Origin of the sequence: Hymenobacter properus (assembly GCF_015694735.1) — a bacterium.
Taxonomy (GTDB): domain Bacteria; phylum Bacteroidota; class Bacteroidia; order Cytophagales; family Hymenobacteraceae; genus Hymenobacter; species Hymenobacter properus.
Genome location: NZ_JADQDP010000002.1, coordinates 1,004,062 through 1,027,042 on the forward strand (window position 1 = coordinate 1,004,062; position 22,981 = coordinate 1,027,042).

The following is a 22,981-nucleotide window of genomic DNA, read 5'->3' on the forward strand; positions in this document are numbered from 1 at the left end:
CCTTGGTCCGCTCCCGAAGCTGAGGCCTTGGCTTTCTGCATGAACAAGTACCTTTTGGCCGGCGCGCTGCTGGCTGCCACGCTGGGTGCGGCCCCCGCCGCCCGCGCCCAAACGCCCCTCAACCCAGTGCAGCCCTGGGGCAGCTGGGCCATTCTCACGGCTCAATTGCCCGGCAGCACCGAGCACCGCTGGGGCGGCTACGTGGAGCTGCAGGGCCGCACCAATGCCCTGGCCCGGCAGTTTTTCTACTACGAGGCGAAAGGCGGCGTCAGCTTCGACATCGACCCCAACTTCACGCTGCTGGTAGGCGGCGGCCGCTATTCTACCTCCGACTACCGGGCGCTGGAAGACGGCCCGCTTAACGTCGAACATCGCCTGTGGGAGCAGCTCACGCTCACGCAATATTCCAAGCGCCTGAAGCTGGAGCACCGCTACCGCATCGAGCAGCGCTGGTTTTCGTTTCGCGACGACAGCACGGCTTTTCGCCAGCGCATCCGCTACCGGCTCAACGGGTTTTTCCCGCTCAACAAGAAAACCATCACCACCGGCACGCTTTTCCTCTCGGCCTACGACGAGATTTTTCTGAACCCCAGCGGCCCGGTGTTTGAGCGCAACCGGATTTATGGCGGCATCGGCTACCAGGTTACTCCGCACTTCATTGCGCAGTTGGGCTACGTGAACCAGGCCAATTACAACTACACCAATGCCAGCGGCCAGTTTGTGCTGCAAAACACGGCGGCTAAGAATAACATTGTGCTGGCCCTGACCTACAAGTTTTCGCACCGCACCGTGCCGCCGGGGCAGGAGCGACTGCCCTCGCAGCAGGACTAGCCGAGTGCTCAGCAAAACTCTTTTTTCTGCAAACAAAAGGCCCGGCAACCATTGCCGGGCCTTTTGTTTTCCCGTACACCCCTCGGCTTTAACTCGTGAAAACCATGTCCAAAAAATCTGTAGCTGAAATCATTGTCGATACCCTCGTGGCCGCTGGCGTCAAGCGCGTATTCGGTGTGGTGGGTGATTCGCTCAACGGCATCACCGACGACATTCGCTCCCGCGACAACATCGAATTCATTGCCGTGCGGCACGAGGAGGGCGGGGCCTTCGCCGCTGGCGCCGAGGCCCACCTCACCGGCGACCTGGCCGTGTGCGCCGGCTCCTGCGGACCCGGTAATACCCACCTCATCAACGGCTTGTTCGACTGCCACCGCAGCCGCGTGCCCGTGCTGGCCCTGGCCGCGCAGATTCCGAGCGTCGAAATTGGCACCGGCTACTTTCAGGAAACCCACCCCGAGCGCCTTTTTCGCGAGTGTAGCCATTATTGTGAGTTGATTTCGACGCCCGAGCAGGCCGTGCGCACCATTGAGAGCGCCGTGGCCGCCGCCTTGGGCCAGCGCGGCGTGGCCGTGGTGGTGCTGCCCGGCGATGTGGCCTACCTCGAAGCCGAAGCGCCCAAAGTGCTGCTGCCCACCCTGGGCCGTCGCAGCACCCTGCGCCCCTCGGATGCCGACATCCGCCAGGCCGCCCAGGTGCTTAACAATGGCCGTAAAGTCACCATACTGGCCGGCATTGGCTGCGCCGGGGCCCACTCCGAACTATTGCAAGTGGCCGAGCTGCTGCAGGCACCCGTGGTGCACGCCCTGCGCGGCAAGGAGCACTTGGAGCCGAACAATCCCTTTGACGTGGGCCTGAGCGGTCTGCTGGGCATGCCCGCCGGCTACCACGCCCTCATGGACGCCGACACCCTCCTGATGCTGGGCACCGACTTCCCTTACCGCCAGTTCTACCCCGAGGACGCCCGCGTGGTGCAGGTCGATGTACGGCCCGAAAACATTGGCCGCCGCACCCGCGTCGAAATCGGCCTGGTGGGCGACGTGGCCGATACCCTGCGCCAGTTGCTGCAATACCTCGTGTCGCACCCCGATTCCAGCCACCTCGAAGCCGCCCAGGAGCGCCACCGCGACGACGACGCCCACCTGGCCGAGCTGGCCACCGGCGATGCTGGCGACACCAGCCTGCACCCCCAGCACGTGGCCCGCCTGCTGGACGAGCTGGCTGCCGAAAACGCCATTTTTACCTGCGACGTGGGCACGCCCACCATTTGGGCCGGCCGCTACCTGCACATGAACGGGCAGCGCCGCCTTCTGGGCTCCTTCGTGCACGGCAGCATGGCCAATGCCGTGTCGCAGGCCTACGGTGCGGCCCTCAGCGACCCCGGCCGGCAGGTTATCGCTATGTGCGGCGACGGCGGCTTGGCCATGCTGCTGAGTGAGCTGCTGACCATCCGCCAGCACAAAATCCCCGTCAAAATCATCGTTTTCAACAATTCTGCCCTCAGCTTCGTGGAGCTGGAAATGAAAGCTGCCGGCATCCTTGAATACGGCACTGAGCTCGACAACCCCGACTTCGGCGCCGTGGCCGAAGCCGCTGGCCTGAAAGGTTTCCGCGTGAGCGACCCGGCCAACTTGGAAAGCGTATTGCGCCAGGCCCTGGCCCACGACGGCCCCGCGCTGGTCGATGCCGTGGTGAAGCGGCAGGAGCTGAGCATGCCGCCCAGCATCGAGCCCAAGCAGGCCAAAGGCTTCGGCCTGTATGCCCTAAAGGCGTTGATGAACGGCAAAGGCAGCGAGCTGCTGGAGCTGGCGAAAACGAACCTGTTCCGGTAGTATTCACCTGTCATCCTGAGCGCAGCGAAGGACCTTCTCACGCTTGGAGCAGTAATCACTGCTAGTTATATCTTCGGTGAGAAAGTCCTTCGCTGCGCTCAGGATGACAGGCGGTGTGGGTGTACACTGGAGAGTACGCAGACCACTACCGAACCCAAAAGGCCCTGCCGTGTGTTAAATTCGGCCCCGCAACCCTAGCGGTGGCCGTTTCGCATCCATGACCAACAAAGAAATCAAAGCCCTCATCTCGCTGCTCGACGACCCGGAAATCGCGCCGCAAATCCAGGACAAAATCCAGAACCTGGGCGAGAGCATCATTCCGTTTCTGGAAGAAAGCTGGGAGGAAACCCTCGACGGCCAGCAGCAGCAGCGGCTCGAAGACCTCATTCACCACCTGCAATTTGAGGGCTTGCAGCAGCGCCTGAAAGTGTGGCGCGAAGCCGGCGCCACCGACCTGCTCGAAGGTATGTGGCTGCTGAATACCTTCCAATATCCCGACGCTGACTTCCAGGCCCTAAACCGCGCCATCGAGCAGCTCCGCTTCGAGGCCTGGACCGCGCTGCGCCCCGACATGCACCCCGCCGACCAGGTGCAGACGTTGAACTACGTCATCTTCCGCCAGCACAAGTTTGCGGCCAACACCCAGCATTTTCACTCGCCGGCCAACTCCATGCTGCAGCGCGTGATTGAGACCAAGCGCGGCAACCCGCTCACGCTCTGCGTGATTTACCTGCTGGTGGCCCAGCGCCTCAAGCTGCCCGTTTTCGGCGTGAACCTGCCCAATTTGTTCGTGCTCACTTTCCGCCCCGAGCTGAAAGGCGCCGAGCCATTCTATATCAACTGCTACAACCGCGGCCTCGTGCTCTCGCGCACCGACATCGAGCACTACGTCTCGCAGCTCAACATCACCTCCAACCCGATGTTCTACGAGCCCTGCTCCAACCTCGACATCGTGCGCCGCGCCATGCGCAACCTGCAAATGAGCTTCGAGAAGCTGCAGGAACCCCTGAAAGCGGCGGAGGTAGCCGTGCTATTGAGCATCCTGGAATAGTAGGCATAGGGCGCAAGACTGTCATTGCGAGGGCGCAGCCCGTGGCAATCCGTCCTCTCAAGCGCGGCAAACCTAATAATGTGACAAAGCCCTGACGTGACGGCCCATCCCCGGCCCCACGCCAGAACAACAAAAGCCCCGGCGCTGTGCAGTGCCGGGGCTTTCTGGTAAAAAGGAGTGTCTGGTTTTGACAGGACGGATTGCCGCGCTGCGCTCGCAATGACAGGCGGCGCGGACGGCTCTTACCGCTTAATCAAGCACCCGGCGGCGCGCTTGTCTTCCACACCGGCGGGGCGGCCGGCCAGCACGTTATCGAGCACCTGCTTGAGGTAGTACTGCTGCACGCTGCCAGCCACTTGGGGGTTGTCGTCGATGGCGCCGCGGTAGCGGATAGTGAAGCTGCCGGAAGCTGGCTGCAGCACCACGGCCTCGGCGGTTTTGCTCACGCCGAGCATATTCGCTACTTGCTGGCTGGCGTCGGTGAGGGTGGGCAGCTCGACTTCGCCGGGGGCGGCGGTGCCGGGCGCGTCGAGGTTGATGGGCACGTTGATAAACAGGAACTGCACGCCCCGGCTGCGGTAGCTGCTGCTGAGCGAAGCCAGCCGCTCCTGGTAGAGGCGCGAAAAGGCGCAGGCCGGGTTCAGGAATACCACCACCACGGCCTTGTCGCCGGCGTAGCTTTTCAGGTTTACGTCGGCGTTGGCGGCGGTTTTGAGGGTGAAATCGGAAACGGTGCCACCGCCCTGGGCGCGGGCCACGCCCACGGCCAGCGTGAGGGCCAGCAGCGCAACGGCGGCAACAATGGAAATGCGGCGGAATGACATGGCGGGAAGGTACGGGAAAAGAAACGAAAGCATTGGTGGTTACGCGGCGGGTTCGTGGCAATAGGTGAGCACGTAGCCGGGCGCCGGCTGAGAATAACAAATGCAGTGCCGCGTTTCAACCCCCGCCAAAACCAACGTAGCCGGGATTTCGCCGGATTGCTGCGGAGCAAAATCTCCCAGCAACAGCTGCGTTTTGAAGATGATGCCACGCTGAGCTGCCAGTTTATAGAGCGTTTCCTTGGCGCTCCAGAGCAGGGTGTAATGAGCCGGGCCGTCGGCGGCAGCTGCCTGGGCCGCTGCCCACTCGTCGGCCGCCAGAAACTTGCCCGCCAGCCGCTGGGCCTTGTCGCGGATGATTTCAATATCGACCCCCACCCGGCCACCGAGGCTCAGCACCGCAGCCACCCAGGTGCCGGAGTGCGACAGCGACATCGTGAGCCCGTGGCCATTCCCCGCCAGCCACGGCCGGCCGGTGGCGTCGTTGTGCACCACCAGGTCGGTCGGCGGCTCGGCCATGAGTTGTGGGAGCAGCGCGTGGATGAGCACCCGGCCCGCCAGCCACTGCGCCTGACGCGCAGCATCGGCCGTGGCAGGCATGAGTGCCTGGTAGGCGGCCGGCTGCGGCAGCAGGGGCCACAGCGTCTCAGGCGTTTCGGTGAGTTGCCAGAGCCCTAGCACGGCGGTAGGGGAGAGGCGCTGGCAGGAGTGGAGGGGCATAGTATGGGATAATAGCAGCGCCGCAAAGGACGTCATGCAGCGCGCAGCGAAGCATCTCGCCTGCAGTAGTAAATCCTGTAAATTGTAATACTACCACAAGCGAGATGCTTCGCTGCGTGCTGCATGACGTTCTGGCTACCTTTGCGGCACTGTTATGTCCGAAATTTTCCGCCCGCCCGTTACCAAAATTGCCACCCTCGCCGGGCACCGCGACGCGGTGTATGCCCTCACCGGCGGCGCGGGCGCTGCTATCTACTCGGGCAGCGCCGATGGCATGGTGGTGGGCTGGGACGCGGCCGACCCAGCGCGCGACGGCGAGCTGCTGGCCCGCGTCGAAAACTCCGTTTACGCCCTGCGTCACCTGCCGGAATTGGGCTTGCTGGTGTTGGGGCACAATTTTCAGGGCATTCAGGCTATTGATTTAACACAGCGCAAGCTGGCCCACGCCACGGCCCTGCCGCCGGTGGCCATCTTCGAAATTGTGGCTTCGATGATTCGGCAGCGGCTTTACGTCGCCCTAGGCGACGGCACGCTGGCCGTGCTGACACTACCCGATTTTCGTATTGAAAAACTGCTGCGGCTCACCAACAAAAGCCTGCGCTGCCTGGCTCTGCACGAAGGCCGCGGCGAGCTGGCGGTGGGCAGTTCCGATACGCTGACGCGCATTCTGGATTTGGATTCGTTGGAAACCAAATTCACCTTGGGCGAAAGCACCAATTCGGTGTTTTCGGTGGCGTACGCACCCGACGGCACGCGCCTGCTCACCGCTGGGCGCGACGCTCAGATTCGAACCTGGGACGTGGCCGCCGACTATGTGCTGGCCAGCCAGGTGCCGGCCCACATGTACACCATCAACCACCTGGCTTTTAGCCCCGGCGGGCAGTACCTGGCCTCGTGCAGCCTCGATAAGAGCATTAAAGTGTGGGATGCGGCTACGCTCACGCTGCTGCGCGTACTGGACCGGGCACGCTCGGCCGGGCACGGCACCTCGGTGAACCGGCTGGTTTGGCCGGGCACCGAAAACCGGCTAGTTTCGTGTAGCGACGACCGCAGCCTGGCCGTTTGGCAATTAACAATGAACGATGAGCAATGAACAATTGGCTCATTCAGTCGAAAAACTTCACTTTAGAGGGTTTTGGCGGGTTTTGGTTAATTGTTCGCTGCTTATTGATAATTGAAAATTGAGATGAAAATCACCGCCCTCGACATCCGGCAGAAAACGTTTGAAAAATCCTTTCGGGGGGTGGATAAGGACGAGGTGCAAGCCTTCCTGAACACCATCTCGCAGCAGTGGGAGCGCCTGGGCGACGAAAACCGCGAGCTGCGCCTCAAGCTGGAGCACGCCCAGCAGGACGTGCAGAAGATGCGCGAAGTGGAAAGCAGCCTCTACCGCACCCTCAAAACCGCCGAAGACACCAGCAACAACATCACCGAGCAAGCCCAGCGCGACGCCGACCTGCGCATCCGCGAGGCCCAGTTCCAAGCCGAAAGCATCATCAGCGACGCCCGCCAGCGGGCCCGCGAGGTGGTGGACGGCGCCTACCAGCAGGCCGAAAAAACCATTGCCGACATGCAGCGCGAGGTAGCCGGCCTGGGCCAGGAGTGCCAGCGCCTGGAGCAACAGCTCGATACCCTGGTGCGCGACTTGCACCATTTGGCTTCGGATGCCTTGGACAAAGTAGAAAAAGCCCGCAACCGGCCCAAGGGGGGCACGGCGGCCATCCTTTCGCGCGCCGCCCGCGTACACGTGGAACGGCCGAAGGAATCGGCCCCCGAACCTACCCCCGAGCTTTCGTCCGCCATGCAGGTTACTTCCACCTCCTCCGTTTCGTCGGCCGCAGCTGTAGCTGCTGCCACGCCCACCTCGTTTCACCAGTCGGCCCGTGCGCGCTCAGAAGAGGCGCTGGAACGCAGCCTCGACACCACCGGCTACAACCCCAAGCCCGGCCAGCAGCCCGACCCCGGCGCGCCCGCTGAGGCTCCGCACCCCGATATTGAGCGGCCCGGTGCTCCGGCCGAGAACCCCGGCATTTCGCCTGCCCCGCACATCGACCCGCCCGCGCCTTCGCAGGTGCCCGAGCCCAACCCGCCTTACGTGCAGCCCGCCGCGCCCGACATTCAACCCGTGGGCCCCAGCCATCCCGAAATCAACCAGCCCTCGCCCGTGACGCACCCCGGCCAGCCCGGCATGGCCGCCAAGGCCCCCGAGCCGGATGCCGCGGTAGCCGAGAAGTCGTTTTTCGACGAAATCTAGCCACGTTACTCAGCGTCCAGAAAGCAAAAAGCCCGCCGTTACGGTGGGCTTTTTTGCTTTTCAGGTGTTAGTGTCTGGGAAAGTAGCATCGCGGCGGGCTGCCGTCTTTTTGCCGGCTGTCCGCTCATACGTTGAGAGTAGGTTTGTTCGACTAAAGAGCGAACAGCCGGCAAAAGCCGGCAGCCCGCCCATTACCCCGATTGCGACCAACCTAGCTTCATTGCCAGCCCTGCACCGCGTGGCCACCGAAAATCCCTTTGTTCACCTCGGGCGTGAAAATGTTGTAGGGGAAAGCCGGTTCGAGGGCGCTGGCCTTGTCAAGAGTTTGTAACTGCTCGGGCGTGAGGCGAACATCGAGTGTGGCCAGGTTGTCTTGCAGCTGCTCCACTTTGCTGGCCCCGATGATGGGTGCCGACACGCCAGGCTGGGCCAGCACCCAGGCCAGCGCCACCTGCGACAGGGGCCGCCCCGCTGCTTCGGCCACGGTCCGCAGTGCTTCGAGAATGCGCCAGTTGCGGTCGGTGAACAGGGTGTTGCCAAATGGATTGGGGCCGCTTAGGCGGCCGTCGCCCTGGGCGCCGCCGTCGGTGCGTTGGTATTTGCCGGCCAGAAAGCCAGCGGCCAGCGGGCTCCAGGGCACGGTGCCGAGGCCGCTTTCGCGGGCGGCGGGCAGGTGCTCGCGCTCGATGTTGCGCTCCACCAGCGAGTAGGCCAGTTGCTGGGCAATGGGTCCGGGCGCGGCGTGTGCTTGAGCCAGGGCCGCTGCCTTGGCGGTATACCAGGCCGGCATGTCGGAAAAGCCGAAATAGCGGATTTTGCCCGCCCGCACCAGGTCGCCCAGTGTTTGCAGCACTTCCTCCACGGGCGTTACCATGTCCCACACGTGCAGCCAGTACAAGTCCACGTAGTCAGTGCGGAGGCGGCGCAGGGAGCCTTCGAGGGCGCGGTGAATGTTTTTGCGGCCGTTGCCACCGCCGTTGGGGTTGCCGGGCTGGCCGCTGAAGCCGAATTTGGTGGCCAGCACCAGCTGGTCGCGCTGGCCCCGGGCGGCTATGTACTGGCCTACCAGCTCCTCGCTGCGCCCGCCGGCGTACACATCGGCGGTGTCGATAAAATTGCCCCCTGCGTCCACGTAGGCATTAAAGATGGACTCAGACACATCGTCGGGCGAGCCCCAGCGCGGGGTACCAAATGTCATGGTGCCCAACGACAGCGGGCTGACCACCAGGCCGGAGCGGCCCAGCGTACGGAAGGAAGTGAGGGTCATTGAGAAGAAATAAGGGAGAAGAACTAGCCGGCGCTGGCGCTTCGGCATTGTTCAGCAAAATTCTCGCATGAGGTAAGAGTGGCCTTTATACAAACCGCGGCATCTGCAATACAAAACGAGGCCAGGCGCGGCCGTACTACTTTTGTCGGGCTGCTGCGCCAGCAATCCGCCAACCCACCAATCCGCTACCTCACCGCATGGGCCAAATCGCACTCGAAGGACTGGAATTTTTTGCCTTTCACGGCTACTATGACGAGGAGCAGAAAATCGGCAATAAGTACGGCGTCGACCTCTACATCAAAACCAATCTGCTGGCAGCGGGCGAGTCGGACAAGCTCACCGAAACGGTGAATTACGAGGTGCTCTACCGCCTGGTGGCCGAGGAAATGCGCGCCCCCGCCCGGCTGCTGGAGCACGTGGCCCACCGCGTGCTCGACCGCATCATGGCCGAGCTGCCGCACGTGCGCAAGGTGAAAATCAACGTAAGCAAGTTCAACCCGCCACTGGGTGGCATTTGCCACCGCGCCCGCGTGACGCTCACGAAACGGCGTACACAGCCGGAGTAAGATGCGGAAAGGGTGGGGAGCCCGGCGCGTTTCTCATGGCACGAGGCTGGTTGGAAGTAACTACTGTACGGCAGCCACAGCCCTAGCACAGAAGCATTGCTGGCCGGAGTAAAAAAATATTCAGCTTTACTGATAAAATTATTGGCCTGAAAATCATTGTGATATAGCCAATAAAGAGGTTCATACGAAGTATTTCGTAGATGTTACTTGCAACTACGAACTTATTCGTAACACCTTTGCTTTGTACTACGAAATAATTCGTAGCAACCTCACGTTTCAAGAGCATGAGCAAAGCACCGCCCCCCAAACCTACGGATTCTGAACTGGAAATCCTGCATGTGCTCTGGCAGCACGGGCCCGCCACTGTGCGTGCCATCAACGACCACCTGAGCCAGCGCCGCCAGGCGGAAGTGGGCTACACCACCACGCTCAAGATTTGCCAGCTGATGCTGGAGAAAGGCTTGGTGCGCCGCGACGACGCTGACCGCAGCCACGTGTACCGGGCCGCGGTGCGTGAGCAGGAAACCCAAAGCCTGCTCCTCGACAAGTTCGTGGACGCCACCTTCGGCGGCTCGGCCCTGAAGCTGGTGATGCAGGCCCTGGGCAACCGCCAGACCTCGGCCGACGAGCTGGCCCAAATTCGCCGCCTGCTCAATGACATTGAAATTCAAAATTCCACTCCTAACCCCGACGACGATGACCGCGCTTGAGAATTTCGTTTCGCCCGCCCTCACGCGGGCGCTGGGCTGGACCCTGCTGCACTCGCTGTGGCAGGGGGCCCTGGTGGCGGCCGTGCTGGCCGGAGCCCTGCTGCTGCTGCGCCGGCAGCGGGCCGAGGTGCGCTACGTAGCCTCGGCCGGGGCACTGGGCGTGGTGGTGGCGCTAGCTGGCATCACGTTTGGGCTGTATTTCCACGCCGGCGCGCAGCAGTGCGAAAAGCTGTTGCCCGCTGCTGCGAAGGTTTCACAATTGAATCTGCGGCAGGCAGAAGCCACGGTTGTACCCGCGGCAACAGATGCCTTGGAGGCCGCGCCACCAAAGGCGCGGAACGCAGCAAATCCGGTTAGCGCCGTACAAGTGCTTCCGGCTGTTGAGCCGCAAAAAGCTAACTCGCCTGGCTGGTTGGCTACCGGGCTGCGCTATTTTGACCAACACCTGCCGTTGCTGGTGGTGGCCTGGCTGCTGGGCCTGCTGGCCATGAGCCTGCGAATGCTGGGCGGCTTGCTGTATGTGCAGCGGCTGAAGCGCTACCGGACGCGGGCCGTGAGCGCGGCGTGGCAGGAGCGGCTGGCGATGCTGGCGGCCCGCGGCGGCCTGCGCCGGCCGGTGGCGCTGCTGGAGTCGGCGCTGGTGCAGGTGCCGCTGGTGGTGGGCCACGTGCGCCCCGTGATTCTGTTGCCGCTGGGCGCGGTGGCGGGCTTGTCGGTGGCGCACCTGGAAGCCATTCTGGCCCACGAACTGGCCCACGTACTGCGCCGCGACTACCTCGTGAACCTGCTGCAAACCGTGGCCGAGGCGCTGTTTTTCTACCACCCGGCCGTGTGGTTTATGGCCCGCTGCGTGCGCACCGAGCGCGAAAACTGCTGCGACGACGCCGCCACGGCCCTCTGCGACGGCGACGCCCTGCGGCTGGCCCGCGCCCTCACGGCCCTGGCCGAGTGGAGCCAGAGTGCCGTGGTGCCCACCGCACCTCGTTTGGCTCTGGCCGCCATGGGCAGCCGCGGCGCCCTGCTGAACCGCGTGCGCCGCTTGGTGCAGCGCCGGCCGGCCGCGCCCACGCTAGCCGAGGGCTTCATGGCCGGGGCGCTGGTGCTGGGCGGGCTGGGTTTGCTGGGCGGCAGCGCGGTGCTGGCCGGTCCGCTGGCCCAACCCACTACGCCCGCCAAGCCCGAAGCCATTGATTGGCAAACCGGTCCGGGCAAAACCTCGGCTGATACCACGAAACGCGTAACGGGTACTTCAACAACGGGCGCTTCTACCACCACAACAACGACCACCACAGCAACGGCGGACCCGGCCAGCGAGAGAAGCCGTGAGGTGCTGGTGACGCAGAGCAGCACTGACCAGGACCGGCCGCGCCCCCGGCGCCGCGACCGCCGCAACGGGCAGGTTCTAGCTCCGTTGCCCCTCAGCGGCGGCCCCGGCACGGTGGTCATCACCAAAGACAAAAAGGGCCGCGTGACCGACCTGGTGGTGAACGGGCAGCGCATTGAAACCGAAACTGGCAAGAGCAAGCTCAAAATCAAAGCCAAGAAGGACCGGGACGATGACGACCAGGCTGTGCAGATTATTCAGGTGCCAATGACGGCGCCCGTGGCACGGGGCTTCGTGTACCGCAGCGATGCCGATGGGCAGGTGTTCGAGCGGAGCACCCGGCCGGGCCAGACTTACAGCTACCAGCTGCAGGAGCTGCAGCCGCTGCGCAACCAGCAGTTTCGGGCGCTCACACTCGATGGAAACCGGGGATTTCAGCGGCTCAAAATGGTGCCGAATGGCTCAGCGAACCGCGGGTTCTATCGGCAGCCCGGCGCGTTGTTTGGCTTGACGCAGGACGGCGACGGCCAGCGCGAGGCCCTGCGCAGCGCCGAGCGTGCCCTGCAGGACGCCAGCAAGGCCAAAGGGCTCAGCGCGGAGCAGCGCAAGCGTATCAACCAAGGCCTGAGCAAGGTGCAAGCCCAGCTCAAGCAGCTCAGCCAGACTTCTTCAATGCAACGCCTGAGCCTGCGCGGGGCCGATGTTCGCGACCTGGGGCAAGACATGCGCGACCGGGAAATGGAGCTGCGCGACCGGGAGCAAGAGCTGCTGGACCGCCAGCAGGAAAAGCGCGACCGGGAACAGGAAATTCGCGAGCGCCAGCAGGAAGCACAGGCACTCCGTGAGGAAATGCGGGAGCGCATCCACGAGGAGAAAGCCGAACGCGTCGACCGGGAGCGGGAGCGCGCCGACCGCCGCCGCGAACAGGACGACGCGCTGGTAGACCAGCTGCTGAAAGATGGGCTGATTAAAGACAGGGAAAACTTTCAGCTCAAGCTCACGGCCAGCAGCCTGACGGTGAACGGCAAGGCACAGTCGCAGAAGGTGTTTCAGAAATACCTGAAGCTGTACGAAAGCACCCACCCCGGCCGTAAGATGGGCCCCACTGGCTCGATGATAATCAACCGCAACAGCAACCAGTCGACCAGCTACGACAGCGACGGCCCGCGGCCACCCCGCCCGCCCCGCCCGCCGCGTGCCCCGCAGGCGCCCGGCGCAATGATGGCCCCCCCGGCTCCCATGGCGCCGCCGCTGCCCCTGGCCCCGCCGCCCCCGCCTGCTCCGCCCCGCCTCGATTCGGAGGCGTTGCGCAGCGAACTGCGCAAAGACGGCCTGATTGGTGCCGACGACAAAAGCTTTCAGCTGCAGCTGAATTCCTCGGGCCTGACGGTGAACGGCAAGGCGCAGTCGGCCGAAACGGCGGCGAAATACCGCAAGCTGCTGGGCCACGAAAAAGGCACCTATAACATGACAATTTCCAACGACTAAGCAGTGGCGTTTGAAGTAGAAAAGCCGGTTTCCGCAGAGGAGAACCGGCTTTTTGACGTCTAGAGCGGCAAGTGGTTTAGAATTATTCGCCTCCAAAAAGCAACGTTCGGCCTCAGCCTTACATCTCTTGGCCTCCCCGGACAAAATCACCGGGACTGTATATGCTGCGTTATTTACTTTTTTGTTGGTTGGTATTGTGGGCAGGCGCGGCCCAGGGGCAGGAAAAGTCAGCGTCGGCGGCTGCCACGGCCGCTACGCCCGCGCCCAAGCGCCAGCTGCAGGCCGTGCGCATCAGCACCCCGCCCAAGCTCGACGGCGTGCTCGACGAGGCCGTGTGGCAGGCCGCGCCCATTGCCACGAAATTTTACGAGATTGAACCTACGCCGGGCCGCCAGGAGAAATACCCCACCGAAGTGCGCGTGCTCTACGACGACAACGCCATTTACGTGGGCGCCATCATGCATGACATGGCGCAGGATTCGATACTGCGCGAGCTCAGCAACCGCGACAACATCGGCAACTCCGACTGGTTCGGGGTGTTTTTTGATACTTATAACGACCACCTCAACGGCTATGAGTTCATCGTGACCTCGGGCGGCGTGCAGGTCGACTTGCGGCAGTCGCCGGCGAACGGCGAGGACGGCTCCTGGAACGCGGTGTGGGACTCGCGCACGGCCCTGCACGGCACCGACTGGGTGGCCGAGCTGCGCATTCCGTACTCGGCCATTCGCTTTAGCAAGGCCGTGGAGCAAGTGTGGGGACTGAATTTTGGGCGGCAGCGGCGGGCCAGCCGGCAGAAGTTTTTCTGGAACGAGGTGAAGCCGCAGGTGTCGGGCTTCGTGAACCAGTGGGGCGAGCTGACGGGCCTGAAGGACCTGAAGCCGCCGCTGCGCCTCTCGCTCACGCCCTACGTGAGTGCCTACGTCAACCACTACCCCTTCAACGAGCAGGGCAAGCAGAACACGACCACCAGCTTCAACGGCGGGGCCGACGTGAAGTGGGGCATCAACGAAAGCTTCACGCTGGATGCCACGTTGGTGCCGGATTTCGGGCAGGTGCAGAGCGACAACCAGGTGCTCAACCTCTCGCCCTTCGAGGTGCAGTACAACGAAAACCGGGCGTTTTTTACCGAGGGTACCGAGCTGTTCAACAAGGGTAACCTGTTCTATTCGAGAAGGGTAGGGGCCACGCCCATCGGCTTTGGAGGCGTGAGCGGGCAGCTGCGCCCGAGGCGCCGGGACGCCGACGGCAGCTTGCACAAGGGCGATTTTATTGTGCAGAACCCCGGCGTGACGCGCCTGCTGAACGCCACCAAGGTGTCGGGCCGCACCAGCAAGGGGCTGGGCATTGGCGTGTTCAACGCTGTGAGCAACGACGTGTACGCCACGGTGCAGGATAGCACCACTGGCGAACGCCGCGACGTGCTGACCCAGCCGTTTTCGAACTACAACATTGTGGTGTTCGACCAGAGCCTGAAAAACAACTCCTACGTTTCGCTCATCAACACCAACGTGACGCGCGCCGGCAGCACCTACGACGCCAACGTGACCAGCGCCCTGTTTCGCCTCGCCAACAAGAAAAACACCTACGCCGTGAACGGCGGCGTGGTGTATTCCAACCGCCGCGGCAAGTTCTTCGGCTCACCTGACGAGGTGTCGGACCGCGACGGCTACAAGTACTACGTGGGCTTCAACAAAATCTCGGGCAACTTTACCTGGGGCGCCGACCACGGCATTGAGTCGCACAGCTACAACCCCAACGACCTGGGCCTGCTCTTCGGCAACAACAACATCTCGCAGAGCCTCTACGCCAACTATCGCATCTACAAACCCTTCTGGAAGCTGAACAAGCTGAGCACCTACGCCAGCATCAGCCACTCGCTGCTGGAGCGGCCCACGCTGTACCAGGACATGGGCTTTTACGCGGGCGGCAACACCACTTTCACCAAGAACTTTCTCACCATAGGGGTCGACTTATCGGCCATCCCCACCACCCGCGACTACTACGACCCGCGTCGCGCGCCGCTGGGCCGGTACTACGTGCGCAAGCCCGCCAACACGAGCCTGAGCGGCTTCATCTCCTCCGACTACCGCAAGAAATTTGCCTATGACATCAGCGGGGGAGCGCGGCTGTTTGCGGCCGACGGCGACCGCACCGGCCGCGTTTCGGCGTCGCTCACCCTCAGCCCGCGCTACCGGGTGAACAACCAATTGAGTTTCATCTACGCCCTGACCATGGAGCGCAACCGGAACCAGATTGGCTACGCTGGCGGCCTCGACGGCAGCATTCCAGAGGATGCCGGCGTGCTGGCCCGCTTCGGCGGCAATGGCGCCGACGTGCTGCTGGGCCGCCGCCACGTCACCACCTTCACCAACACGGCCACCGGCACCTATACCTTCACCAACCGCATGTCGTTCAACATCCGCCTGCGGCACTACGTGAGCAACGTGCACTACCGCGACTTCTCGCGCCTGAGCCCCGGCGGCGTGGAAACGCCCGAGACCCTCTACGCCCGCAACCGCGATAACACCTTCAACGCCTTCAACATCGACGCCGTGTACTCGTGGTGGTTTGCGCCCGGCTCGCAGGTCAGCATCGTCTGGAAAAACGCCAGCGCCACCTTCTTCGAGGCCAACGCCGCCACCCCGCTCTACTTCGACAACCTGAACAACACCATCAACACGCCGCACAACAACAACGTGTCCATCAAGGTGCTGTACTACCTGGACTACCTGGCGTTGCGGCCCCGGCGGGGATGATATAAACGGGCCGACTGCTTATTTGATGGTTTGCCAAGTTGGCCGCTTCTTCAGCCCACTCGTTACTTCTTTTATAAGCTGAAACGCATGCTTATTAATTCGGTCTTCGGGAGCTAAGTTCACCGCTGTCGCAATCAGCATGGCTGCATCTGAATCATTACCAGTTACCAACAGGTTAATGGCATGATTACACATCAGGCCAGCATCGTTAGGGGACAGCGCCAATGCTGCCGCCGAATATTGGACCGCTAAGACAGGCTGCCCTGCATTCATGGCTGCAATGGATGCTTCGCGTACCACGTCAGGGTTCTGCGGTTGCAACCGAAAGGCTTCTTCAAAGCTAGCCAGTACAAGGGCGTGTTCGCCTAAGCCTTGATGTACTTTGCCCAGCCCCCAATGTGTTGGCCAGTGTGAGGGCACCAGTCTTAAACATTTTTTGAATTGACTGACGGCCCGGCGCCCTTGCCACCGCTGCCAGAAGCTCGGTTTCGAGGAGGCTTTTCCCTCTAGAATGACTACCTCCTGCATCAACTTCCAACCCTTTTCATAATGCTGATTGAAAATGGGCAGTAGGTCGTCAGGCAGCAGGTGGGTCATATAAAATGATGAACGTTAAAGTGATTTAAATTAGGCTACTTCACCATCGTCATCTTATCGGCTAGCTTCACAGCTTCGTAGAGGTTCACAATGCCACTGGACTTGGACAGCGTGGCGAAATCGACCATGTCCTTGGCGCCGGGCCGCAGCACCTGCGTATGGTAGGGCGTGGCCGACTGCTCGATAATCTGCTTAAGCTGCACAGCCGTGAGCTGCGGGAAGTAGGACTTGAGCACCGCCGCCACGCCGGCCACCACCGGCGCGGCCATGCTCGTGCCGCTGAGCGAGGCGTAGGTGTTGGCGGGCGTGGAGGAATAAATATCCACGCCGGGGGCGAAGACGTCCACCGTCTGCTTGCCGTAGTTGGAGAAGCTGGCGGCCAGGGCCGAGGTATTGAGGCGGCTGCTGGCGCCCACCGTGAGCAGATTGGGGATGAGCTTGCCGTTGAGGGAGCGGGCCGAGGGGTATTCCGGGGTTTTGTCGACATCGAGGCCGCTGTTGCCGGCGGCGTGCACCAGCAGCACGTTTTTCTGGGCGGCGTACTTCATGGCCTCGTCCACCACGGCTTTGTCGGGCGAAAACTCCTTGCCGAAGCTCATGCTGATAACCTGGGCGCCGTTGTCCACGGCGTAGCGAATGGCGTTGGCCACGTCTTTGTCGCGCTCGTCGCCACTGGGCGTGGAGCGTACGCCCATGATGCGTACCATGTCGCCGGCCACGCCATCGGCCCCCAGCCCGTTGCCGCGCAGCCCGCCGATGATGCCCGCGCAGTGCGTGCCGTGGGTGGCGTCGGGGCCCTGAATGTCGGCGTTGCCGTAGTGGCTCTGGCGCAGGTCCTGGAGGTTGTCGCCCACGATGGCGCGTGGGTTGTAGTCGGGGTTGAAGCTCATCTCGACGCGGTTGCGCGAGCGTTTAATGGCGGCGTTCAGGGCTTTAAGAGCGTCCTCGTCGCTGGCCAGGCCGGCCCGGCGCATGAAGGCGTACACCGGCCCGGCTTCGGGCACGGCGGGCTGCCGCGTGGCGGCCTCGTGCACGAGAGCGGAGTCGAGGCGCGACACACCCAAGGCCTGTTTCAGCCGCTCGAAGGTGGCGGTGTTGTCGGTCAGGGCCTCGGTGTAGCGGGCCAGGCGCCTTTCTTCGTCCTTTTTGCCTTTCTCATACGAAGCCTTGGCCTGCTCATAGAGGTCGAACTTGGCCCGGTCGGCCTTGGGCACCGCCTGGCGCGTCTTGCCCTCGAACTGGCTGCGGTATTGGGCGTAAATCCGGGTTTGCTCCAGGGTTTCGACGGCGATGTTGCGCCCGTCGGGGCCGCCGAGGAAGCTCCAGCCGCGCAGGTCGTCGGCGTAGCCGTTCTGGTCATCGTCGAGGCCATTGCCGGCCACTTCCTTTGGGTTGCGCCACAGCACGGGCTTCAAATCGACGTGGGCCGTGTCAATGCCCGAATCGATAACGGCCACCAGCACCGGCGTGGGCACACGGCTGCCCAGCAGCTCCCGGTAGGCCTTGTCGGCGCTGATGCCGGGCACGCCGTCGGCCTGCAGGTCGAGGTGCTGCCAGCGGCGAATTTGCGCCGGCGTGGGTTCAGCGGCCGGCGCCGTTTGGGCGTGGGAATTGAAGGTGACCAGCGAAAGCAGGCCCAGCAGGGCGAGGTGGCTGAAAGACGAACGGGTGGGAAAAGACATGGCGGCGAAAAAGCAAGAAAAGGCCGGAAGGCAGTGGGGCGAAGCTATTTAAAAAGAACCAAAGGCCCCGCCGCTGCCGAGTGACCTGCGCGGGTTGGTTTGCGTTGGCGTGTAATGCGTCCAGCAGAGGTAGGCGTGTGACTACAACAACTGCCCAAAAGTGGAGCCGCCGCCGACACCTGCGACGCAAACAGGCCGTAGCCCTGGCACGGTTAAGGGCCCGAAGCATTGGCATGAAGGCCGGGCAGCCTTGCCGGGGCTACTTCTGCCTAAAGTTGGAAGATGCCGATTGCTGCATCTTGCCGTCGAGTACCAGCGCAACGGCTTTTTCCAAATCAGCCAGCGGAATTGTGTCGGTGCTCCAGCCGTAGGGGTAGGTGATATGGCCGCCGGTGCTCTTGTCTTGCTCGCAGAGGAGATGCTTCGGGCCGCCTTTTTCCAGCTCGAAGGTTTTTTCGACGACGAACCGCCGCTCCACCTTGCTGCCAGCGGCATCGAGCAGGAACACCTTGTAGGAAATGGCCAGCACCTCTTTGGGGTCGACCAACGACCGCCGAACGACGGCGGTTCGCCCGTTCCACTTGAATTCGGCAATGGCAACGGATTGGATTTCCTGGTCGGATTTGGGCAGCAAGTTGTGCTCAAAAGCGGATTTTACGACGGCAAAAACGCTGTCGGCCCGGCCGTATTCCTGGCCCGCGTTCAAGGCCTTCATCAGTTTGTAGTGCAGCTCGTAATTGCTTGGTTTTAAAGCAATGGCTTTGGTGTATGCAGCCGCCGATTTTTTGTAGTCGTGGGCCACCGTGTACTCCAGCAGCCCCACGTTGGATAAGGCATTGAAGTAATTGCTGTTGCCGGCAGGCAAATAGCGAATGGCCTCGTAATAGGCCGGCAGGGCCTTGTCAAGCAGCTTTTGCTCGTGCTCAATCTGTGCCACCCAGTAATAGGGCTCGGGGAAGGTGCTGGGGAGCTTCTTCGCCTGTTCGAACACTGCCAAAGCCTCGTCGTACCGGTCCTGGGAATAGTAAATGACTCCCTTTTCATTCATGAATTCCTGATTGGTGGGCTCGCGTTTCAACGCCGCTTCGATTTCTTTCAGCGCCTCCGGGTATTTCTTCTGATACTTCAGCGAAAGCCCTTTGTAGAAGTAAACTGACCCGTCGTCCAGGCCCTTTGCAATGGCGCGGTTGTAAAAAGCAATGGCTTTTTCATCATTTTCCAACCGAAAAAAGGCGAACCCCACCATGTACAGCTCTTCGGCTGTGAGCTTGTCGGCCCTGGGTTCGAGCTTTGCCAAGCCCAAATAGTTCTTGGCTTGGTAAAGCTGCGTGGGCGTTTGCCCGTGCGCGGCAACATGCCCCAGCATGAGCAAAAAGAGAAGAAGGGCGTATTTCATAAAAGGGTTAGATAGCTGGGTTTAAATGTAAGCACTTGCAGTGGGGCGAAAGCGAAGGCCATGACATACAGCCACGCTGTGAGGGTAAATCGAACCGTTCCGGGCATCGGCTTTTGCGAAGTGTTCACATTTGACCGAATTGACCAGAAGTGAACAGTATTTACTGGGCCGCATGAAACGTTATTTCGGGTAATATATTTTAATTCAGTGTTTTGCGACTTTGGCACGGGAATAGAATTACCCTTAACGTCTCCGGGCAGTCGCCGCTCAAAACCGGACACGAGCGGCGCACTGGCGCCGGCCTTGCCGGGGACGCCTTTCCACCATTCATAACCCTCTTTTTCTGCAAAACCATGAAAACCACCTTCCGCCTTCCCGCCCAAATCGCCTCGTCTGTAGCAGTTGCTGCCCAGAAAGCTAGCTCGTTCGCCATCGGTGCTATGATACTGCTCGGCGCCGGCATGGCCCAACCCGCCCAGGCCCAGACGCAGGCCACCGAGCCCGTGCAAATGACGCAGCCCGACGCCCAAAGCCTGCGTGTGCGCATCAACAACCCCGCGCAGCAAAAAGCCTCCATGCAGGTCATCGACCTCAACACCAACCAAACGCTGCTCAACGAAACCTACCGCACGCCCGCCTACGGCACCCGGCTGCAGTTCAATGGCCTGCCCGCCGGCCGCTACGCCGTGCTGTGCCGCGTAGGCGCCAACCGCTACCGCTACACCGTGGACGTGGCCGCCCCGCAAGCCGGCGCCACCAGCATTGCCGTGCGCGAAACCACCACGCGCCGCGTAGAAACCGGGCTGGCAACGGCGGCGCTGTAGAGAAAGCAGGAAGTACGCCCTGTCATCCTGAGCGCAGCAAAGGACCTTATCACGTAGGAAAATTTAGACGTGATAAGGTCCTTCGCTGCGCTCAGGATGACAGGGCGTGTCTTATTTCTCACTTCTTAAATCCAACAGTTCCGTGGCCGCTGCGAAGGGCGTAACCCTTCCGGCGGCCACCGCTTGTTGGAGGGCGGGCAGGCGCTGGCGCACGGCGGCATCGGTATAGAAGCGGGTTTCCAGCTCCTGGGCGATGCTTTGGTGCAGCCATTGCAGCTGTTGCTGCTGCCGCCGCTGCTGGAAGTAGCCGCTGTGCTGGGTGGCTTGGGCGTAGGCCTCGATGGCCTGCCACACCTCGGCCAGGCCCGTGCCGCTTACAGATGAGGTGAGGAGCACCGGCGGCACCTGCCCCGAGGGCGCGGCCGGAAATAGGTGCAGGGCGCTCTGGTAGTCGACCTTGGCGCGGCGGGCGGCCTGTTCGTTGCCCTGGTCGGCCTTGGTGATGCACAGGGCGTCGGCCATTTCCATGATGCCGCGCTTCATGCCCTGCAGCTCGTCGCCGGCGCCGGCCAGCAGCAGCAGCAGGAAGAAATCGACCATGCCGTGCACGGTGGTTTCGGACTGGCCCACGCCCACGGTTTCCACGAAGATGACATCGTGGCCGGCTGCTTCGCACAGCAGCACGGCCTCGCGGGTGGCGCGGGCCACGCCGCCCAGGCTGCTGCCGGCGGGGGAGGGGCGGATGAAAGCCGCCTCGTGCGCCGCCAGCCACGGCATGCGGGTTTTGTCGCCCAGAATGCTGCCGCCGCCGCGCTGGCTGCTGGGGTCCACGGCCAGCACGGCCAGCTTTTTGCCCTGGGTTTCGACCAGAAAACGGCCCAGGGCTTCAATGAAGGTGCTTTTGCCTACGCCGGGCACGCCCGTGATGCCCACGCGCAGGCTGCGGCCGGTGTGGGGCAGCACGGCCTGCAGCACCTGCTGGGCCAGGGCCTGGTCGGAAGGCAAGGTGCTTTCAACCAGCGTGATGGCGCGGCCCAGCACGGTGCGCGAGCCGGCCCGGATGCCGGCGGCGTATTCGGCGGCGGAAAGGCGGGAGGGAGGCAATAGATTGACGGGTAGGGGTTAGCTTGCGTTCGCAAAGAACGGGCGTTTCGGTTATCAGGGCTGAAAAACGGCAATAGTCGACGCGCATCAGGCGTTGGGCGACTGCGGTCGATGCTGCTGGGCGCTTGCGGGTTCTTTGCGCCCCGCCCTTCCCCTCCCACCTCTCCGTTGTCCATCTTTTTTCACTGCCTTCGATATGAAAGCACCTTTTTACTATGCATTGCTGGCGCTGGGGCTGGCGCTTCCGGGCTCGGCGTGGGCTCAAAATGAGCTGAGCAACTTCTCGGCCACCGGCCGGGGCGGCGTCATCAACACTTTCGCCACCGACTACCAGGTTATTGGCATCAACCCGGCCAATCTGGGGCGCAACACCGATTTCAAAGTAGCCTTCACCATCGCCGAAACCGGGGTAGGGGCGGGCTCGCAGTCGCTCACCCGCTCAACCTTCAAGAACATCCTCTACAACGGCAAGCAGGGCCTGACGCCCGCCGACCGCACCACGCTGGTGCAGCAGCTGTCCGGCGAGAACGTGCTGAACCTGAACGCCGACGTAACCACGCTGGGCCTGGCCGTGACCCTGCCCAACGGCCTGGGCGGCATTGCCATCAGCAACCGCCAGCGCATAGCCGGCCACCTGGCCCTGAACAAGAATGCGGCCGATGTTATTGTAAACGGCAAGTCGGCGGCCAGCCTGCAGCCCTACTATGCCTACGCGTCGGGCAACGTCACGCCCACGGGCCAGACCATTGGGGTGGCGGCTTTTCTGGAGGGCACGGCCATTCAGGCGGCCTGGACCAGCGAATTCAACATTGCCTACGGCCTGCAGGTGGTGAATAAAACGGGGTTCCAACTGTCGGCCGGGGTGGGCTACCGCTACATTCAGGGCATTGGCATTGCCGACGTGCGCACCACCGGCGGCACGCTGTATGCTTACAACGCGCTTTCGCCGCTTTTCAACATCGACTACGGCAACCTGGCCACTGGTAACAACTTTAACCTGGAGTCGGGCACGGGGTTCAAACCCGTGGGCAGTGGCAATGGCTTTGATTTTGGCCTGGCGGCCGAAATCGGCAAAATCGTGCGCGTGGGTGCCTCAGTGGCCGACCTGGGTTCGATGACTTGGACCGGCAACGTGCTGCAGGCCCAGGACCAGAAACTGCAGCAGGTGAACAGCGAGGGCCTGAGCACCTACGACGTTATCACCGAAATCAGCAAGCAGTTCAGCAACACCGAATCGACGCTCTTCACCTACGAAGCAGCCAAGGAGCGCAAGGCCGACTTGCCAGCCAAGCTGCGCCTGGGCGGCGGCGTGCGCATCAGCCAGTTTTTCGAGGCCGGCCTCGACGTGACTTTGCCCCTTAACAAGGTGGCCGGCAACCTCACCTCGCCCTTCGTAGGCTTGGGCGTCGACTACAAACCCCTGAACTGGATAAAGCTGAGCAGCGGTTTCACCGACGGCGCCGGCTACGGCAAAAGCCTGCCGCTGGGCCTCACCTTCGTGACCCCCGTGTGGGAAATCGGCGTCAGCACCCGCGACGTAGTGGGCTTGGTGAGCGAAAACTCGCCCTATTCGTCGGTGGCGTTTGGCTTGCTGCGCTTTAAGATTGGCGGGGAGTCGACGAGCAACTAAGGACGAAGGCCAAAGAAAACCGCCTGTCATCCTGAGCGCAGCGAAGGACCTTATCACGTTGGAACATTTCGTTTTAACGTGATAAGGTCCTTCGCTGCGCTCAGGATGACAGGCGGTTTCGTATT

Annotated in this window: 18 protein-coding genes; 11 read left to right on the forward strand and 7 right to left on the reverse strand. The window is 62.3% G+C overall.

The genetic code is table 11. The features are described from left to right. Positions 1-39 precede the first annotated feature (39 nt). From I2I01_RS10465 to I2I01_RS10475, 3 genes are all read left to right on the forward strand, one after another. Positions 40-831: a DUF2490 domain-containing protein gene (locus I2I01_RS10465; protein WP_196286383.1), complete on the forward strand. Its 792-nt coding sequence runs from the start codon at positions 40-42 to the stop codon at positions 829-831. Positions 832-935: 104 nt separating this feature from the next. Then, positions 936-2,663, forward strand: coding sequence for a ubiquinone-dependent pyruvate dehydrogenase (gene poxB / locus I2I01_RS10470; RefSeq protein WP_196286384.1), 1,728 nt, complete (start codon positions 936-938; stop codon positions 2,661-2,663). Between the two features lie 217 nt (positions 2,664-2,880). Beyond that, a complete protein-coding gene (locus I2I01_RS10475) occupies positions 2,881-3,714 on the forward strand; it encodes a transglutaminase-like domain-containing protein (RefSeq protein ID WP_196286385.1) in 834 nt (277 codons plus the stop codon). 242 nt (positions 3,715-3,956) lie between these two features. Here I2I01_RS10475 and I2I01_RS10480 read toward each other — a convergent pair whose 3' ends face one another. Continuing rightward, positions 3,957-4,538 (reverse strand): redoxin domain-containing protein, encoded by a 582-nt coding sequence (locus I2I01_RS10480; protein ID WP_196286386.1) that lies wholly within the window; start codon positions 4,536-4,538, stop codon positions 3,957-3,959. A 39-nt stretch (positions 4,539-4,577) separates the two neighbouring features. Next, positions 4,578-5,255 (reverse strand): 4'-phosphopantetheinyl transferase family protein, encoded by a 678-nt coding sequence (locus tag I2I01_RS10485; protein ID WP_196286387.1) that lies wholly within the window; start codon positions 5,253-5,255, stop codon positions 4,578-4,580. Between the two features lie 154 nt (positions 5,256-5,409). Here I2I01_RS10485 and I2I01_RS10490 point away from each other — a divergent pair, with 154 nt between their 5' ends. Further along, positions 5,410-6,348 carry a WD40 repeat domain-containing protein gene (locus I2I01_RS10490; protein ID WP_196286388.1) on the forward strand — a complete coding sequence of 313 codons (939 nt, stop codon included), beginning with the start codon at positions 5,410-5,412 and terminating at the stop codon, positions 6,346-6,348. A gap of 93 nt (positions 6,349-6,441) precedes the next feature. Beyond that, on the forward strand, positions 6,442-7,509 hold the full coding sequence (locus I2I01_RS10495; RefSeq protein WP_196286389.1) for a DivIVA domain-containing protein: 1,068 nt from the start codon (positions 6,442-6,444) through the stop codon (positions 7,507-7,509). A gap of 217 nt (positions 7,510-7,726) precedes the next feature. Here I2I01_RS10495 and I2I01_RS10500 read toward each other — a convergent pair whose 3' ends face one another. Next, positions 7,727-8,776 carry an aldo/keto reductase gene (locus I2I01_RS10500; RefSeq protein ID WP_196286390.1) on the reverse strand — a complete coding sequence of 350 codons (1,050 nt, stop codon included), beginning with the start codon at positions 8,774-8,776 and terminating at the stop codon, positions 7,727-7,729. Positions 8,777-8,973: 197 nt separating this feature from the next. On the opposite strand from I2I01_RS10500, the gene folB reads away from it, so the two are divergent. The 4 genes from folB (at position 8,974) to I2I01_RS10520 (ending at position 15,623) form a co-directional block, all read left to right on the forward strand. Then, positions 8,974-9,342, forward strand: coding sequence for a dihydroneopterin aldolase (gene folB, locus I2I01_RS10505; protein ID WP_196286391.1), 369 nt, complete (start codon positions 8,974-8,976; stop codon positions 9,340-9,342). Between the two features lie 284 nt (positions 9,343-9,626). After that, entirely contained in the window at positions 9,627-10,052 is a 426-nt protein-coding gene (locus tag I2I01_RS10510) for a BlaI/MecI/CopY family transcriptional regulator (protein WP_196286392.1), read from the forward strand. Next, a complete protein-coding gene (locus tag I2I01_RS10515) occupies positions 10,039-12,864 on the forward strand; it encodes a M56 family metallopeptidase (RefSeq protein ID WP_196286393.1) in 2,826 nt (941 codons plus the stop codon). The genes I2I01_RS10510 and I2I01_RS10515 overlap by 14 nt, the downstream gene beginning before the upstream one ends. A gap of 188 nt (positions 12,865-13,052) precedes the next feature. Further along, on the forward strand, positions 13,053-15,623 hold the full coding sequence (locus I2I01_RS10520) for a DUF5916 domain-containing protein (RefSeq protein ID WP_196286394.1): 2,571 nt from the start codon (positions 13,053-13,055) through the stop codon (positions 15,621-15,623). 18 nt (positions 15,624-15,641) lie between these two features. On the opposite strand, the gene I2I01_RS10525 is transcribed toward I2I01_RS10520, so the two are convergent. The 3 genes from I2I01_RS10525 to I2I01_RS10535 all read right to left on the reverse strand — a co-directional run bounded on the left by I2I01_RS10525 (position 15,642) and on the right by I2I01_RS10535 (position 19,298). Beyond that, positions 15,642-16,220, reverse strand: coding sequence for a tetratricopeptide repeat protein (locus I2I01_RS10525; protein WP_196286395.1), 579 nt, complete (start codon positions 16,218-16,220; stop codon positions 15,642-15,644). A gap of 35 nt (positions 16,221-16,255) precedes the next feature. Continuing rightward, a complete protein-coding gene (locus I2I01_RS10530) occupies positions 16,256-17,902 on the reverse strand; it encodes a S8 family serine peptidase (RefSeq protein ID WP_196286396.1) in 1,647 nt (548 codons plus the stop codon). A gap of 259 nt (positions 17,903-18,161) precedes the next feature. After that, positions 18,162-19,298 carry a tetratricopeptide repeat protein gene (locus tag I2I01_RS10535; RefSeq protein WP_196286397.1) on the reverse strand — a complete coding sequence of 379 codons (1,137 nt, stop codon included), beginning with the start codon at positions 19,296-19,298 and terminating at the stop codon, positions 18,162-18,164. A gap of 353 nt (positions 19,299-19,651) precedes the next feature. On the opposite strand from I2I01_RS10535, the gene I2I01_RS10540 reads away from it, so the two are divergent. Further along, positions 19,652-20,122, forward strand: a complete 471-nt coding sequence (locus I2I01_RS10540; protein WP_196286398.1) for a hypothetical protein — start codon at positions 19,652-19,654, stop codon at positions 20,120-20,122. Positions 20,123-20,233: 111 nt separating this feature from the next. Here I2I01_RS10540 and meaB read toward each other — a convergent pair whose 3' ends face one another. Next, on the reverse strand, positions 20,234-21,226 hold the full coding sequence (meaB, locus tag I2I01_RS10545; RefSeq protein WP_196286399.1) for a methylmalonyl Co-A mutase-associated GTPase MeaB: 993 nt from the start codon (positions 21,224-21,226) through the stop codon (positions 20,234-20,236). 196 nt (positions 21,227-21,422) lie between these two features. Here meaB and I2I01_RS10550 point away from each other — a divergent pair, with 196 nt between their 5' ends. After that, on the forward strand, positions 21,423-22,856 hold the full coding sequence (locus I2I01_RS10550) for a DUF5723 family protein (protein WP_196286400.1): 1,434 nt from the start codon (positions 21,423-21,425) through the stop codon (positions 22,854-22,856). The last annotated feature ends 125 nt before the right edge of the window (positions 22,857-22,981 follow it).

What these genes read in the sequence shown, in the direction of transcription:
- I2I01_RS10475 (WP_196286385.1), top strand. Translation starts at nt 2,881, where the DNA reads ATGACCAACAAAGAAATCAAAGCCCTCATCTCGCTGCTCGACGACCCG.
- I2I01_RS10530 (WP_196286396.1), bottom strand. Translation starts at nt 17,902, where the DNA reads ATGTCTTTTCCCACCCGTTCGTCTTTCAGCCACCTCGCCCTGCTGGGC.
- I2I01_RS10465 (WP_196286383.1), top strand. Translation starts at nt 40, where the DNA reads ATGAACAAGTACCTTTTGGCCGGCGCGCTGCTGGCTGCCACGCTGGGT.
- I2I01_RS10510 (WP_196286392.1), top strand. Translation starts at nt 9,627, where the DNA reads ATGAGCAAAGCACCGCCCCCCAAACCTACGGATTCTGAACTGGAAATC.
- poxB (WP_196286384.1), top strand. Translation starts at nt 936, where the DNA reads ATGTCCAAAAAATCTGTAGCTGAAATCATTGTCGATACCCTCGTGGCC.
- I2I01_RS10550 (WP_196286400.1), top strand. Translation starts at nt 21,423, where the DNA reads ATGAAAGCACCTTTTTACTATGCATTGCTGGCGCTGGGGCTGGCGCTT.
- I2I01_RS10535 (WP_196286397.1), bottom strand. Translation starts at nt 19,298, where the DNA reads ATGAAATACGCCCTTCTTCTCTTTTTGCTCATGCTGGGGCATGTTGCC.
- I2I01_RS10525 (WP_196286395.1), bottom strand. Translation starts at nt 16,220, where the DNA reads ATGACCCACCTGCTGCCTGACGACCTACTGCCCATTTTCAATCAGCAT.
- I2I01_RS10485 (WP_196286387.1), bottom strand. Translation starts at nt 5,255, where the DNA reads ATGCCCCTCCACTCCTGCCAGCGCCTCTCCCCTACCGCCGTGCTAGGG.
- folB (WP_196286391.1), top strand. Translation starts at nt 8,974, where the DNA reads ATGGGCCAAATCGCACTCGAAGGACTGGAATTTTTTGCCTTTCACGGC.
- I2I01_RS10515 (WP_196286393.1), top strand. Translation starts at nt 10,039, where the DNA reads ATGACCGCGCTTGAGAATTTCGTTTCGCCCGCCCTCACGCGGGCGCTG.
- I2I01_RS10490 (WP_196286388.1), top strand. Translation starts at nt 5,410, where the DNA reads ATGTCCGAAATTTTCCGCCCGCCCGTTACCAAAATTGCCACCCTCGCC.
- I2I01_RS10495 (WP_196286389.1), top strand. Translation starts at nt 6,442, where the DNA reads ATGAAAATCACCGCCCTCGACATCCGGCAGAAAACGTTTGAAAAATCC.
- I2I01_RS10540 (WP_196286398.1), top strand. Translation starts at nt 19,652, where the DNA reads ATGAAAACCACCTTCCGCCTTCCCGCCCAAATCGCCTCGTCTGTAGCA.
- I2I01_RS10480 (WP_196286386.1), bottom strand. Translation starts at nt 4,538, where the DNA reads ATGTCATTCCGCCGCATTTCCATTGTTGCCGCCGTTGCGCTGCTGGCC.
- I2I01_RS10500 (WP_196286390.1), bottom strand. Translation starts at nt 8,776, where the DNA reads ATGACCCTCACTTCCTTCCGTACGCTGGGCCGCTCCGGCCTGGTGGTC.